The sequence below is a fragment of the Enterococcus durans NBRC 100479 = LMG 10746 genome (genome assembly GCF_001544215.1).
Classification (GTDB): domain Bacteria; phylum Bacillota; class Bacilli; order Lactobacillales; family Enterococcaceae; genus Enterococcus_B; species Enterococcus_B durans.
In genome coordinates, this window is the sequence record NZ_BCQB01000058.1 from 1 (window position 1) to 15,023 (window position 15,023).

14 protein-coding genes and 2 pseudogenes are annotated in these 15,023 nt (G+C 36.6%); 13 read left to right on the top strand and 3 right to left on the bottom strand.

Annotated elements, in window-relative coordinates; translation table 11 throughout:
* Window positions 1-285 precede the first annotated feature (285 nt).
* From sufC to sufB, 5 genes are read left to right on the top strand one after another with little or no spacing between them, the layout of a single operon-like run.
* Complete coding sequence (sufC, locus tag ED2_RS12340) at window positions 286-1,059, top strand: Fe-S cluster assembly ATPase SufC (protein ID WP_016176965.1); 774 nt, start codon at window positions 286-288, stop codon at window positions 1,057-1,059.
* Window positions 1,060-1,071: 12 nt separating this feature from the next.
* Window positions 1,072-2,361 (top strand): Fe-S cluster assembly protein SufD, encoded by a 1,290-nt coding sequence (gene sufD / locus ED2_RS12345; RefSeq protein WP_005879207.1) that lies wholly within the window; start codon window positions 1,072-1,074, stop codon window positions 2,359-2,361.
* Window positions 2,358-3,593: a cysteine desulfurase gene (locus ED2_RS12350; protein ID WP_016176966.1), complete on the top strand. Its 1,236-nt coding sequence runs from the start codon at window positions 2,358-2,360 to the stop codon at window positions 3,591-3,593. Before sufD ends, ED2_RS12350 begins: the two co-directional genes overlap by 4 nt.
* Window positions 3,580-4,050 (top strand): Fe-S cluster assembly sulfur transfer protein SufU, encoded by a 471-nt coding sequence (gene sufU / locus ED2_RS12355; protein WP_016176967.1) that lies wholly within the window; start codon window positions 3,580-3,582, stop codon window positions 4,048-4,050. Before ED2_RS12350 ends, sufU begins: the two co-directional genes overlap by 14 nt.
* A 4-nt stretch (window positions 4,051-4,054) precedes the next feature.
* The gene (gene sufB / locus ED2_RS12360) at window positions 4,055-5,446 is read left to right on the top strand and encodes a Fe-S cluster assembly protein SufB (protein WP_005879200.1); all 1,392 of its coding nucleotides are present in this window, start codon (window positions 4,055-4,057) and stop codon (window positions 5,444-5,446) included.
* Window positions 5,447-5,541: 95 nt separating this feature from the next.
* Here the strand turns inward: sufB and ED2_RS12365 are convergent, their stop codons facing one another.
* On the bottom strand, window positions 5,542-6,684 hold the full coding sequence (locus ED2_RS12365) for a tyrosine-type recombinase/integrase (RefSeq protein WP_016176968.1): 1,143 nt from the start codon (window positions 6,682-6,684) through the stop codon (window positions 5,542-5,544).
* Window positions 6,685-6,722: 38 nt separating this feature from the next.
* A complete protein-coding gene (locus tag ED2_RS12370) occupies window positions 6,723-7,457 on the bottom strand; it encodes a helix-turn-helix transcriptional regulator (protein ID WP_002287709.1) in 735 nt (244 codons plus the stop codon).
* A 231-nt stretch (window positions 7,458-7,688) separates the two neighbouring features.
* Here ED2_RS12370 and ED2_RS12375 point away from each other — a divergent pair, with 231 nt between their 5' ends.
* Together ED2_RS12375 and ED2_RS12380 are read left to right on the top strand one after the other, a co-directional pair.
* Window positions 7,689-7,964: a helix-turn-helix domain-containing protein gene (locus tag ED2_RS12375; RefSeq protein ID WP_016176969.1), complete on the top strand. Its 276-nt coding sequence runs from the start codon at window positions 7,689-7,691 to the stop codon at window positions 7,962-7,964.
* A 97-nt stretch (window positions 7,965-8,061) separates the two neighbouring features.
* A complete protein-coding gene (locus tag ED2_RS12380) occupies window positions 8,062-10,047 on the top strand; it encodes a hypothetical protein (RefSeq protein ID WP_016176970.1) in 1,986 nt (661 codons plus the stop codon).
* Window positions 10,048-10,122: 75 nt separating this feature from the next.
* Here the strand turns inward: ED2_RS12380 and ED2_RS12385 are convergent, their stop codons facing one another.
* Window positions 10,123-10,458, bottom strand: a complete 336-nt coding sequence (locus ED2_RS12385; RefSeq protein ID WP_002301912.1) for a helix-turn-helix domain-containing protein — start codon at window positions 10,456-10,458, stop codon at window positions 10,123-10,125.
* Window positions 10,459-10,585: 127 nt separating this feature from the next.
* Between ED2_RS12385 and ED2_RS12390 the strand changes: the two genes are divergently transcribed.
* The 6 genes and pseudogenes from ED2_RS12390 to ED2_RS12415 all read left to right on the top strand — a co-directional run.
* Window positions 10,586-10,801 carry a helix-turn-helix transcriptional regulator gene (locus tag ED2_RS12390; RefSeq protein WP_002296546.1) on the top strand — a complete coding sequence of 72 codons (216 nt, stop codon included), beginning with the start codon at window positions 10,586-10,588 and terminating at the stop codon, window positions 10,799-10,801.
* Window positions 10,802-10,837: 36 nt separating this feature from the next.
* Window positions 10,838-11,200, top strand: a complete 363-nt coding sequence (locus tag ED2_RS12395; protein ID WP_002324258.1) for a zinc ribbon domain-containing protein — start codon at window positions 10,838-10,840, stop codon at window positions 11,198-11,200.
* 45 nt (window positions 11,201-11,245) lie between these two features.
* A complete protein-coding gene (locus ED2_RS12400; RefSeq protein WP_016176972.1) occupies window positions 11,246-11,572 on the top strand; it encodes a hypothetical protein in 327 nt (108 codons plus the stop codon).
* 153 nt (window positions 11,573-11,725) lie between these two features.
* Window positions 11,726-12,452, top strand: a pseudogene (locus ED2_RS12405) (hypothetical protein).
* 493 nt (window positions 12,453-12,945) lie between these two features.
* Window positions 12,946-14,541, top strand: a pseudogene (locus tag ED2_RS12410) (type I restriction-modification system subunit M).
* Window positions 14,531-15,023, top strand: a 493-nt coding sequence (locus ED2_RS12415) for a restriction endonuclease subunit S (protein ID WP_060789854.1), incomplete at its 3' end; no start/stop codon positions are given. The pseudogene ED2_RS12410 and the gene ED2_RS12415, both read left to right, overlap by 11 nt.

Genomic DNA, 15,023 nt, shown 5'->3' on the forward strand with positions numbered 1-15,023 from the left:
GAAATTTCCGAAGAACCTGACTTTTTGACGCCGTTTATTCGAGAGTCTGTAGCAAACCTGATTTTTAGTTTTGTCCCACACCCATCCAAAGAGTGAGATAAAAGAGAGTTTTAACTTTTATCTTGCTCTTTTTTCGTTTTACTTTATATATATTATTATTTAGAAACTATGATTTAATGATAACACGTGAAAAAACATTTGATTTTAAGCACTTATAACGTTGCGATTCATTCTCAATTAGTCTAAAATGAGTGAGAACGAAACAGAATTTGGAGGTAATTTGGCATGTCTGTCTTAGAAATAAAAAATTTACATGTGTCGATTGAGGAAAAAGAAATCCTTAAAGGCGTCAATTTAACAATGAAAACAGGAGAAATCCACGCAATTATGGGACCTAACGGAACTGGGAAGTCTACGTTATCTGCTGCAATCATGGGTAACCCAAACTACGAGGTAACAGAAGGCGAAATCTTGTTTGATGGGAAAAATGTATTAGACATGGAAGTCGATGAACGTGCACGACTAGGTTTGTTTTTAGCCATGCAATATCCAAGTGAGATACCAGGAATCACCAATGCCGAATTCATGCGAGCAGCAATCAATGCCAAACGTGAAGAAGACAACAAGATGTCTGTGATGACATTTTTGAAAAAATTAGATGAAAAAATGGCTCTTTTGAATATGCCAGAAGAAATGGCTGAACGTTATCTAAATGAAGGCTTTTCTGGTGGGGAAAAGAAACGAAATGAAATCCTACAACTATTGATGCTCGAACCAACTTTTGCCATCCTAGATGAAATCGATTCTGGACTAGATATCGATGCATTGAAAGTCGTTGCAAAAGGTGTCAATGAAATGCGTAACAATGAGTTTGGTGCATTGATCATCACCCATTATCAACGCTTATTGAACTACATCACACCAGATGTGGTGCATATCATGATGGAAGGCCGAGTAGTGATGACTGGTAATGCGGATCTTGCGAAACGTCTCGAAGCCGAAGGATATGCGGGAATCAGTAGAGAATTAGGAATCGACTACAAAGAAGAAGAAGCGTAAGGAGGAGCAGACATGAAAGAGAAGAAATGGCTCGAACAACTTGACGCTGTCACAAATTTTTCTTTAAGCAAAGGCGAACCTGAATGGATGACTAAATTTCGCCAAGAGGCCTTAGCTAAAGCCGATGAACTACCACTTCCCCATATCGATCGTGTAAAATTCCATCGTTGGCCACTATTCGATATCGAAGACATGGCAGATCAATACAGTGAAGCAGGCAACGTAGCTGCATTTGATGAGATGAAAGATAATCCAGTGCTCGTCCAACAAGGTACATGGACAACATTTGAACAATTATCAACTGAATTAGCTGAAAAAGGCGTCATTTTTACCGATCTGTTCACTGCACTGCAAGAACATCCTGACTTGGTCAAAGAATACTACATGCAAAAAGCTGTAAAGATGGATGAAGACCAATTGACCGCTTTGCACGCGGCCTTCATGAATACCGGATTGTTTTTATATGTCCCTAAAAATGTGGTGATCGATGAACCAATCGAAGCACTATTTTTCCAAGCTGGCGACATTGCACAACATTACTTTAAGCATGTGCTGATCGTAGCCGATGAGCATAGTGAATTTTCTTACTTGGAACGATTCCAAACCACAGGGGAAGAATTGAAAAAAGTATCAGGAAATATCGTTGTTGAAGTCATCGCTAAAGCTGGTGCAAAAGTGAAATATTCAGCAGTCGATCAATTAGGTGAATCCATCACTTCTTATATGAATCGCCGAGGATACATCATGCGTGATGCCACAGTTGATTGGGCAATCGGTGTCATGAACGATGGCAATGTGATCGCAGATTTTGACTCTGATCTAGTAGGAGAAGGAGCACACTCAGAAGTGAAGATCGTGGCAATCAGTTCCGGAAAACAAACACAAGGGATCGATACACGGGTAACCAATAAAGCACCTCATACGATTGGTCATATCTTGCAACACGGCGTGATCAGAGAAAGAGGAGCCTTAACATTCAATGGGATCGGTCATATCTTAAAAGGTGCAAAAGGTGCAGATGCACAACAAGAAAGCCGAGTATTGATGCTTTCAGATAAAGCACGAGGAGATGCCAATCCGATCTTGTTGATCGATGAAAATGAAGTAACTGCAGGACATGCCGCAAGTGTCGGGCGTGTCGATCCAGAAGAAATGTACTATCTAATGAGTCGCGGACTACACAAAGAAGAAGCCGAACGCTTAGTCATTCGTGGTTTCTTAGGTTCAGTGTTAACAGCTATTCCAGTAGAAGCCGTGCGAAAAGAATTAGTGGAAGTTATCGAAGGGAAGTTGAAAGCATGATTTCAGCAGACAAGATCCGACAAGATTTTCCCATTCTTTTTCAAGAAGTCAATGATGAACCCCTTGTCTATTTAGACAATGCGGCCACCACCCAAAAACCAAAAGCTGTTTTAGACGCCTTGAAAGATTATTATGAACATGAGAATGCCAATGTCCATCGTGGAGTGCATACTTTAGCCGAGCGTGCCACGCATTCATATGAAGCCGCAAGAGAAAAAGTGCGAAGTTTTATCAACGCCTCTGAAACTGCGGAAGTACTATTTACTCGTGGAACAACGACAAGCCTAAATTGGGTCGCACGAAGTTTTGGTGAACAGTTTATCCATGAAGGTGATGAGATCTTGGTTTCTTATATGGAACATCACTCAAATGTTATTCCTTGGCAGCAATTAGCCAAAAAAACGGGCGCAAGCTTAAAATATATCGAGTTGACGGAAGAAGGCTTTTTAGACATGGAAAAAGCCAAAGAACTGATCAACAGCAATACAAAGATCGTATCGATTGCTCATGTCTCAAATGTCCTTGGTGTCATCAATCCAGTTGAAGAACTGGCACAAATGATCCACGAACAAGGCGGCATCCTAGTAGTCGATGGCGCGCAATCTACACCACATATGGCAATTGACGTACAACAAATCGATTGTGACTTCTTTGCTTTCAGCGGACACAAGATGTGTGGACCAACAGGTATCGGTGTATTGTATGGCAAAAGAAAATGGCTGGAACAAATGGAACCCGTTGAATTTGGCGGAGAAATGATCGACTTTGTTGAGTTGTATGATAGCACTTGGAAAGAACTCCCATGGAAATTTGAAGCAGGGACACCCAATATCGCAGGAGCAATTGCTCTAGGCCATGCAATCGATTATTTAGAAGCAATAGGAATGGAGAATATCCATCACTATGAAAAAGAGTTAGTCGCTTATGTGTTGCCAAAATTACAACAAATCGAAGGGCTAAAGATCTATGGTCCACAAGATCCAGCCAAACGCACAGGTGTGATTGCCTTCAATCTTGACGGTCTCCATCCACATGATGTGGCAACAGCCCTTGACATGGAAGGAGTAGCGGTCAGAGCAGGTCACCATTGTGCGCAACCGTTACTGAAATATCTACAAGTCGCGGCCACTGCACGAGCAAGCTTTTACTTTTACAATACAAAACAAGATGCGGATCGTTTAGTCGATGCAATTCTCGCAACAAAGGAGTTTTTCCAACATGGCACTATCTAAACTAGACAATCTTTACCGCCAAGTCATCCTCGATCATTCCTCCCATCCCCATCACCGAGGAACGTTGAGCGCATCAACTAGCAAGATCGAATTGAACAATCCCACTTGTGGCGATGTCATCAAATTGCAGATCGAAGTTGATAAAGGAATCATCAAGAATATCGCATTTGATGGCAGCGGCTGTTCGATCAGCACAGCCAGTGCATCTATGATGACAGATGCAGTCATCGGGAAGTCAGTCGAAGAAGCCGAAAAGTTAGCCGTTGATTTTTTACAACTTGTTCAAGGTAAAGAAGTAGCAGACCTAGATAAGCTAGGAGATGCAGCGATGCTAAGCGGTGTCGCTAAATTTCCTGCCAGAATCAAATGTGCCACTTTAGGCTGGAAAGCTTTAGGAAAAGCAATGGAAGAAGACGGTACTGCAACCTTCCATCATTACCATAAGGAAGAGGAGTGAGAACATGGGCGTACCAGAATTAGAAGAATACAAATTTGGTTTTCACGATGATGTAGAACCAGTTTTTAGTACAGGAGAAGGACTAACAGAAGAAGTTGTTCGCGAAATGTCTAGAATCAAAGGCGAACCAGAATGGATGCTTGAATTTCGCTTGAAATCACTAGAAACATTCAACAAAATGCCAATGCAAAGTTGGGGGCCCGATTTATCAGACATTGATTTCAATGCCATCAAATACTATCAAAAACCAAGTGACAAGCCAGCACGTGACTGGGAGGATGTTCCAGATAAAATCAAAGAAACCTTTGAAAAAATCGGTATACCAGAAGCCGAACGTGCATACTTAGCCGGCGCTTCTGCTCAATACGAATCAGAAGTCGTCTACCATAACATGAAAGATGAATTTGAAAAGTTAGGGATCATTTTTACAGATACAGATTCTGCCTTAAAAGAATATCCAGAACTCTTCAAGGAATATTTTTCAAAACTTGTTCCACCAACAGACAACAAATTAGCTGCTCTCAATTCAGCTGTTTGGTCTGGCGGTACATTCATCTATGTACCAAAAGGCGTGAAAGTCGATGTTCCATTGCAAACCTACTTTAGGATCAATGCAGAAAACACAGGACAATTCGAACGTACACTGATCATCGTAGACGAAGGTGCCAGCATCCACTATGTCGAAGGCTGTACTGCGCCAACCTATTCCAGTAATAGTCTACATGCCGCAATCGTCGAAATCTTTACTAGAAAAGATGCGTATTGCCGCTACACAACGATCCAAAACTGGTCTAGCAATGTCTACAATCTAGTAACTAAACGCGCAAAAGCTTATGAAGGTGCCACAGTCGAATGGATCGACGGCAACTTAGGCGCAAAAACAACAATGAAATACCCAAGCGTTTACTTAGACGGTAAAGGCGCACGCGGCACGATGCTTTCAATCGCATTCGCCGGAGCCAACCAAGTCCAAGACACAGGAGCAAAAATGATCCACAATGCACCCAACACTTCAAGCTCGATCGTCTCAAAATCAATCTCAAAAGACGGCGGCGAAGTAAACTACCGTGGACAAGTAACCTTTGCCAAAAACAGCGCAGGCTCTATTTCCCACATCGAATGTGACACGATCATCATGGACGAGTTATCCAAGTCCGATACGATCCCATTCAACGAGATCCACAACAGCCAAGTCTCTCTAGAGCACGAAGCCAAAGTCTCAAAAATCTCAGAAGAACAACTCTATTATCTAATGAGCCGCGGCTTGACCGAAGCCGAAGCCACTGAAATGATCGTCATGGGCTTCGTCGAACCATTCACCAAAGAACTACCAATGGAATACGCAGTCGAACTGAACCGATTGATCAGTTATGAGATGGAAGGCAGTGTGGGTTAAACCTGTTATAGGAGCTAGAACCCTTGATATATAAGGTTTCTAGCTTTTTTTGTTTTGCCTGTATACTAGAAATGACCAGCTTTTGACCAGCTCTTTTACTGATGAGCCATCATATCAGCAAAGTCTTGACCTGTTTTCTTAGGTGCATTATTTGTAATATGTGCATAGATGTCTAATGTCACTTTACTATTTTCATGCCCTAATCGTTGTTGAACTACCTTGACAGATTCTCCTGCTTCTAATAATAAACTAGCATGTGTATGTCTAAACCCATGAGGTGTAATACGAGGCAAGTTATATTTTTTCAAAATATATCTTAACCAATCATTAACAGTGTTTGGAATGTATAGAGTGTTTTTAACTGTTGTAAAAACATGTTGCTCTTTAGAGCTAGTATTGTATCCAAGTTTTAAATACTCTTCTTTTTGCTGTAATTTCCAGTTGTTGAGGATAGAAAGAGTCTCAGTATCTAAAGAGATAACTCGTCTAGAAGCTCTTGTTTTCGGAGATTGAATTATAACGTTACCAAATTCATCTACAGCAAGAGTTTTATTGACATGTAGTTCTTTATTAAACGTATCTATGTCTTTCCACTGTAAAGCGAGTACTTCACTCTTTCTCATACCTGTGTATGCCAATATTCTGAAGAAGGCGTATTGTTTCATGTTACCAAAATCTTTAAAAGCATCCAGTAAATCATTAAGCTCCTCTTTTGAGTAAAATTTACGATTTTTCTCATACTCTTTTTTTCGTGGAAGAAGTGTTTTTTCCATAGGATTATTGTCAATATATTGCATTGCAACCCCGTAGCGTAAAATTTGTGCAGTCTGTTTTCTCATATAGTCGTAACTTTCATATTTACTGTGCCATTCATCTACCACTTTTTGACAATATGGGACAGAGATATTCGATAATTTAAGCTTACCAAATGCTGGAAGTATTTGATTATTTGCGTATCTTACTGAAATTGCGATTGTTGAAGCTTTAACACTGGTACGCTGATGAGCTATCCATTCATTATACAGGTCTTCAAATGTCATATCAGGTGCTTTCTTTTTAACACCGTATAATATTTGATGTCTGTATTCGTCATAATCTTTTTGAGCTTCTTGTTTGCTACTAAAACCTCTTCTCGTAGTATTTATTTTTTCACCAGTTCGTGGATCGGTGGCAATGTGTCCTTTATACATCCACGCCACTTGACCGTTTTTCTTTTTGTACTTTGATATTTTTGCCATGAAATCATCTCCTCTTAGTTTACAAGGAGTACTTACCACTAGATGGTATCACCTCCCTTCATTTTTTTCTTAGTGTATTTTTTCCCAATTGATGAAATCGTTTGTTCTAGCTTGTTTATATTATCAGTAATTTCTCTCACAGCTTCTTCGGGATAAGACATGTCTTTCAATTGAATAGGTAGCCATTCATCTACCATTCTTTCTAGTAGTTCTTCTATACTGCTAGTGAGGAAAAGAATGTTATTGTCAAATTCTTCTACAATAGCATTGATGAATAATTCTTCTATTTTTAAGATATTGAAAAGACTAATTTTTTCATTTTTAACTTTATTACAAGTCTTGTTAGCAATAAATTCTTGCATCTCTGGTTCTAATTTGGAATATCTATCCAGCCATGTATCTAAATTAGAGTGTACTGGTGGGAACTGTTGACGAAGATGCTGGAACAGGTTTTTATCTGGAAATGTTATACCATCTAGTACAATGCTATCTCTATAAAGAATAATTCCCAAAATATATTCTTCTACATTGCCACAAACTAACTCCTCTATACTCATATTTCCCAAATCAGCAATTCGGGATAATCGCTCTGGTATTGGTAAATAGGTTCCCTTTTCCCATTCGTAGATAGTTTTTTTGTCAATCAATTGACCGTTGTTAATCATAAGACCAAATGCTGGTTGTGTTAATTTTTTACTCTTTCTTATAGCTTTTATTTTTGTTCCGAGTATCTTTTTTCGTTCTAAATAATTTATTGGTGGACGCTTTATCATATTGACCACACCTCCTAAAATTAGTATACCTTAAAAAAGGGGTGTTGTAAATAAATTTAACAAAACTATTGACACCCCTTTTTCGTCGAGGTATTATGTGTATGTCGATGAACTGGTAATCATTTTTTGTTTGATTAATCGGTTAATAACAAAATACTTTTATTTTGAGCAAAAAATACGAAGATAATTCTTAGAAAATTTGTTCAAGTAATCACGAAAGGAGGGGAAAATATGTCTCTACAAATCATTGATAGCATTGTTTCTATACAAGTTGAACAACAAGTGAAAGAGATAATTACAGTGCTAAAGCCTATGCTAGAAGACATTATTTCTGGAGTTACTCTAGAGTATATGGACTATCAGCAGGCAAGTGAATATCTAGGTGTATCAGTAGGAACGATTAGAAAATATGTTTCTCAATACGGGTTACCTGTTATAAAAATTGATACGGTCATTAGATTCAAAAAATCTGATATTGATAGTTTCATGGAACAGTATAAAGATTGAGTAAACAAATAAGACTAAAACATATAGTAATAAAGAGTTTGTTTTTATTATCTGTATGTTTTAGTCTTTAACAGAATTATATAAGGAGGAAATACCAATGATTAATATTCCAATCAATGTAGATAAAGAAAGACTATTAGAGAAACCAGTTATAGATGATGAAAAAAAGAAAATACGAAAAAGATGTTTAGATAACTACAGAGAAGTTACAAGAGATGAGTTTGTAGAGATACTAAATTCATCACAATCATTTATTCCAAGCAAGACAAAGAATAAAGGCAACAAAAGTGAAGAGTTTTTAGAAACTAGAGTAATTATTCTGGATGTCGATAACACTGTTAAAGATGAGAATGATAATGTAGTAGATTTAAGTAAAGATGATAGTAGATACTTAAGCATAGAAAAGGCTTTATCCATCGATTTAGTTCATAATTTTGCGTTTGCGATACAAAAAAGTATTCGGTACTCTGAAAATCTAGAAAAATTCAAGATTGTCTTTCTATTAAAAGAAGCGATTACTGACTATAACGAAATGCAAGCTGTTTACAGGTATTTACAAGAGCAAATGCCTTGGTGTGATAATTCTGTGGATTCTTCTACTAGAATGTTTTTTGGAGGGTATAAGTCAGATGCAGTCATGATAATCAATGGAGACAACATGTTAGATATTACTGAGCTTCCGATTGATTTTACCATGACATGTTCTAAAAATTGTCAAAGTGATTCAGAGAGAGAGTATGAACTAGTCAATGAAACTGATTTTGTTAAGTTGATAAAAAATGACGACAAAGAAGAAATGAAACAGTGGTTTAAAGACTGCCTGTTTGATTCCTCCGACATGTCTTTTAATGAGATTTATGAAAGATTGTTAACCATTGATATGAATAAATTACTTAAGTCAAGTAAAAACTTAAGATGTCTGTTTCACGACGACCATAATCCCTCTGCTAGTATTTTTACCAGGAAAAATGGTCATTCCATTTTTTATTGTCATTCTAGTAATTGTGGTGTCAGTGTAGATTTTATTGGGGTTGTGATGTTAATTCTAAAGAAAGATAGTCGGGTAGAGACCTTTAACTGGCTATTAGAGAACCTAGACCTGTATCCTACGCATTTTCAAAAATTGAAAGAGGAATCAAAAGTACTTTTTGACACTCTTGAATCAATGGAAGACAAACTTTTCAGGACAATAAGGAATTATCTAGAGGAAATGCGACATGTCTATGATATCTTGCTTTCTGATGTTAATTTTTTTGATGATAGTAAGGAAAGTGTAACTTGTATTTTGTCAGGAGAACAGCTAGCTAAAAAAATGAGTTCTTACTATGGTAAAGCTTATGACATAGATAAATGTAATAAGTTACTATCATTTATGACATTTATAGGATTGATAAAAAAATTAGATGATGAAGATGTTCCTTTGAAGATGCTCGAATACCTAAATAGGTTAAAGGAAGAGAAAGCGTTAGGAAACTTTAATTATAAGAGAAGCAATGTCTATCGATTAGACGTTTTTAATGCAACTTCTATAATTCAAAAATTGAATGAAGACATCCTTCCACTTCTGAAAAAATTTCATTTTACATATCAATATTTTTCTTATGCTTGGGTTAAGATATGTTTTAACGAAAAAGAGGCTAAAAGAGTATTTCCTCAAAATTTTCGGTCAGAACTCAGCAAAGAAAAACAATTGATTTTAGATGAGGCACATGAAGTTTTACAGGGCTTATCGTGGCAAGGGACATGTATAATGACAGAGAAAGAACTTATTAACACTGTTTGGGAACGTCTACGTAATGTTGGGTATAACAGCGTGAAAAATGCTTTAATAAAAAACAGAGGCTACTTTGTTAAACAAGGATTCACTCTTGAACGAGCTTCTAAGGATATTAAGAAACTATACAATGTGAAAGCAAGTAGTAGTTTTTTAATATATTTAGCGAAAGGGGCAGGGATAGATGAAACAATAAAAGCATTGATAGCATCTGGTGTTGAATTAGTTCCTCTTTATCAATTTACAAGTGTAACAAGAGATGATGGACGGAGAGTAAGGAAGAGAAAAGACCCAATTGTATTAAACTAGACAGGTTATCCATAGCTCTTAATCTTATTTCATCTCAATACACCCACCGTTAAAGTTCGGTGGGTTATTTATTTTTCAATCTTTCAATAGCTGATTGCGTTCATTTTCTTGCCTTTTTAATAGCTTCATATAGTCAATTGTTCGAACTGCATCTTCAGTGCTAAGAGAGCGATAGAGAGCCAAAAACTCTTCCTCATAATCTACGACAACATTGTCTAGAAAATGGCTTACAGGGGTTCCTAGGGCTCTAGAAAGAGCTGTTAAGCTATCGAGGTTAGGTTCTGTTACAGAATTTTCCCATCTTGCTACTGCCTGTTGTGTAGAGAAGATTTTTTCAGCTAATTCTTTTTGTGTCCACCCGAGAGCTTTTCGCTTTTCTCTAATGACCTTTGCATATTGTTTCTGTTTCATTAATACACCCCCATCTCAGTATAGTACAACAAGTTGTTGTATTTGTAATGGTATTTGAAGTTTTTGTATATTTTATGAGTTGAAATACATCATATTGTTGTATATAATAAAACAGGAGGGGAGAATCATGAAAAAAGTAAGTAATCTCAGCCGATACAGAAAAGAAAAAGGACTTTCTCAAACGGAGTTAGCAAAAAAAATGAATGTTACACAGCAATGTGTAAGTTCGTGGCAAACAGGGAGAACGATTCCTAAACCCTATCAAATGAAAATGCTTTCTGAGATATTAAGTGTACCAATAAACGAGCTGTTTTCTGATGTGTTTAATAAAGTAAACAGTTAACTAATAAGCAATTGAATGATTTTAGGAGGAGAAGACATGTATTGTAGAAAATGTGGTAAAGAAATAACAGATGAAAGTAAGTATTGCCAGTTTTGCGGAGCACTACAAGAAACAGATGAGACAACCGGAGCAGACGCAGTAAAGAAAAGTACTGAGCAGACAATTAATGAAATGAAGGAACAAATCGTACATGGACAAGAGACAGGGAAGCTGTATTTGATTATTGGTTGGATTTCTATGGTAGTATCGTTAGCATTTATTCCTGTTGTATTTGGTGCTGTTGCTGTTATTATGGGCTACTTATATCGAGAAAAAGATGAGAAAATGGGTACGATTTTGATGATAGCAGGGGTAGCTGGAGCAATCTTTGGTGTACTTTTAGGGATGTCAATGTACTGATAAGAGGGATAAGAGCAAATTATTTTGGAGATAGGAGATAAAAAGTTGAATAAAGTAAATATGAACAAGAAGTTTATCATTATAGGTATCGTTGTCTTGGCTATTATAGGTATCATTTTTTCAAAAATGACAGGTACATCTGGATTAGAGAAGTCATCGAAACCATTGGTAACACAGATTTTACAAGAACAGTATAACTTAAATCGGTCATGTGATGATGTGACGATCACTCATGATAATGGTGATAACACGTACCGGGCTAAAGCTACGTTAGACAATGGAAGTGCTATTAATATAAATATAGAATACTACCCAAAGAAAGACCGTGTTTATGTAGAAATACCATATACTGAGGTGTTAATGTTAAATTGATTTAAATATATTATGCATAACGTCCAAACAGGAACTCCTAAAGGTGTAAGCTTACTAAGGAGTTTTTTTGATTCCCTGTAAATAATAGTTTAATGATTATTGGGAAAATCTTTACATTAGTCACTGTTATAACAGCAGTATATAGGAGGAAAAATGAAAAAGAAAAAATTATTATGGATTTGTTTGGCAATTTTATTGATGATTGGAGGAATTGAGATATTTACCACATATAGATTAAAAACGAATCAGCCTAAACAATATGTATCAGACATGTTAAATATTATTGAAGAAATAGACTCAGAAATGAAAGCTTTCTCAAAAACTTCTATGGATTTGGGAGAAAGATATGATTTTAAGGGTTTTATGGAAGATAAAATCGACGAGGTATCAAGTAGGGAAATTCCAGAAGGCACACCTAAAGCTGTTAGGGACACCAAAGATACTCTTCTTGAAGCGATTGATAACGTGAACACAGCTTTACTAACTAATGATGTAAAATTATTGGAACAAGGCCAGCTTTATTTTAGTATGGCTCAAGCCATATATAAAGGGTTTTTAGAAGGAAATATAAAAGAGAAGCCACTTAATGAAAAAATTAATTCGTTTGTAGAAACATACACAGCTATACCACCTACTTGGAAACTTGTAAACGAAGATAAAGGAATCACGATAAATACTAATACAGAGATTTCTACAGATGCTCAATCTTTATCAGATTTATTAGCTAACCTAACAGGAATCAGTAATGCGGTGACAGAGCAAGTTGGTAAAGATATTCCACTTAGGTTACTTGAAAATGGAAAAAAAAGATTATTCTGTGGTATTTAAGAACGGAAAGGTAATTGATCACAACGAAATATTTGAGAAAGTTATTGAATAACGGTTTTTCCATCTTTTTATTGATTACCCTACCTCGTTGTTATATGACCGTGTTTGTACACCTCCAGTAACTTAGGATAAGCTACTTGGGGTGTGTTTTTTTTCGGGTTTGGAGTCCGACTATTTTTATTTGTATCTGAAATAAAACGGAGATAGTTTCATTAAACGTTTATATATTAGTGTTTCATACTGTTTCAGGTAGTAGTTTTAGTGAAAAAATTTTTAGGAAATTTGTATATTTTATACTACTAGATAGTACTGTTTTTTTATGGAAAAAATCATATGTAATTGTTTCATATGTATCTGAATGGTTCTAAAGATAACTATGTAGAAATATAAACAAATTAACGATCTAGTTTAAGTTATGTCAAACAACGTTAGTCTCCTCTCACGTGGTTTATTAGCAAGAATAAGTTTTTTTCTTTTTCTAATAGGGAGTATGCTAAAATAAGAGGGTATATAGCAATTTAAATAAGAGATAGGAGTGTATCTTTTTGGGTGCAGAATTAAATCAAAAATTATTTAGTGCGGCAGATAATCTCCGTAGCAAAATGGATGCGTCAGAATATAAAAATTATTTATTGGGGCTGATTTTCTATAAATATTTATCCGACCGATTGTTGGAACAAGTGGTTCTTTTAGCAGATGAATCCTTAGAGGAATATGATACGGTAAGCAAACAAACGATGTTGTATCGTGAATTACTTTCAGATGAAGAATCAAAAGAAGACCTGATTGCCACAATCGTTGATATTTTGGGGTATGCGATTGCACCAGAGTATCTTTTCAACGTCTTAGCGGATCAAGCAAAACAAGCAACGTTCCAATTGAACGATCTAAACAAAGCCTTTGTGCAATTGGCATCTACCTACAATCAATTTAATGGGTTATTTGATGATGTGGATCTCCAATCAAAAAAACTAGGAACAGATGAGCAACAACGAAACGTGACGATTACCGAAGTCATTAAGAAATTGAATGACGTGGAAGTTTTAGGTCACGATGGGGACGTGATCGGGGATGCGTATGAATTTCTGATCAGTCAATTTGCTTCAGAAGCAGGGAAGAAAGCCGGAGAATTTTACACGCCTCATATGGTTTCTGATATGATGGCACAAATTGTGACGTTGGACCAAAAAGAACGACGATTCTTTAGTGTTTTTGATCCAACGATGGGTTCAGGTTCATTGATGTTAAACGTACGTAACTACTTAACTCACCAAGATAACGTTAAATATCATGGGCAAGAATTAAATACAACGACATACAATCTAGCAAAAATGAACTTGATTTTACATGGGGTAGATGCCGAAGAAATGAATCTCCGCAATGGGGATACGTTGAATAAGGACTGGCCAACAGATGAACCTTACACATTTGATGCAGTAGTAATGAACCCACCTTATTAGGCTAACTGGTCAGCAGATGCGACCTTCTTAGATGATTCTCGATTTAATCGTTATGGGAAATTAGCGCCAAAATCCAAAGCAGATTTTGCGTTTCTTCTTCATGGTTTCTATCATTTGAAGGAAACAGGGACCATGGCCATCGTCTTGCCACACGGGGTTTTATTCCGTGGTGCTGCAGAAGGGGGCATTCGTCAAAAATTATTAGAAGACGGCAGTATTTACGCCGTGATTGGTATGCCTGCGAACTTGTTCTTTGGTACATCGATTCCAACGACGGTGATTGTATTGAAAAAGAACCGCCAAACTCGAGATGTATTATTCATTGACGCTAGTCGAGAATTTGTCAAAGGAAAAAATCAAAATAAATTATCGGAGGAAAATATTCAAAAAGTCCTCGAAACCTACGCTGAAAGAAAAGATGTCGAGAAATACGCTCATTTGGCAACCTTTGATGAAATCAAAGAAAATGACTATAACTTAAATATTCCACGCTATGTAGATACGTTCGAAGAAGAAGAACCAATTGATATGGTTCATGTCGGAAATGACATCAAGAAGATACGACAAGAACAGCAAGTGCTAGAAAAAGAACTTTTGGAAGCTATCTCTTCCCTGCAAACAACACCTGAAAATGAAGCGTGGTTACAAGGCGCGTTGGAGGTGTTCAAACATGAGCAATAATAGACAACCAGAAATTCGGTTTCCAGGATTTATGGAAGATTGGGAAGAGCGTAAGTTAGATGAATTGGTGGAGCAAATTATTAGAGAAGTTCCTAAACCTAATAAACCTTATTACAGAATGTCTGTAAGGTCTCATGCTAAAGGCACTTTTAGACAATTTGTAGATAACCCAGATAACGTTGCTATGGATAAATTATTTATTGTAAAAAAAGATGACCTAGTCGTAAATATTACATTTGCATGGGAACACGCAATAGCAGTGGTAAAGGAAGAAAATGATGGTTTATTAGTATCGCATAGATTCCCAACCTATAGAGCGGATGGAAAATCAGATATAAAATTTTTAAACTATGTAGTATCTAAAGAAGATTTTAGAAGGAAATTAGAATTTATATCTCCAGGAGGCGCGGGAAGAAATAGAGTTCTTAATAAAAAAGACTTTTTAAAATTAAAAATCTTTGTTCCAAAAATTGAAGATGGAA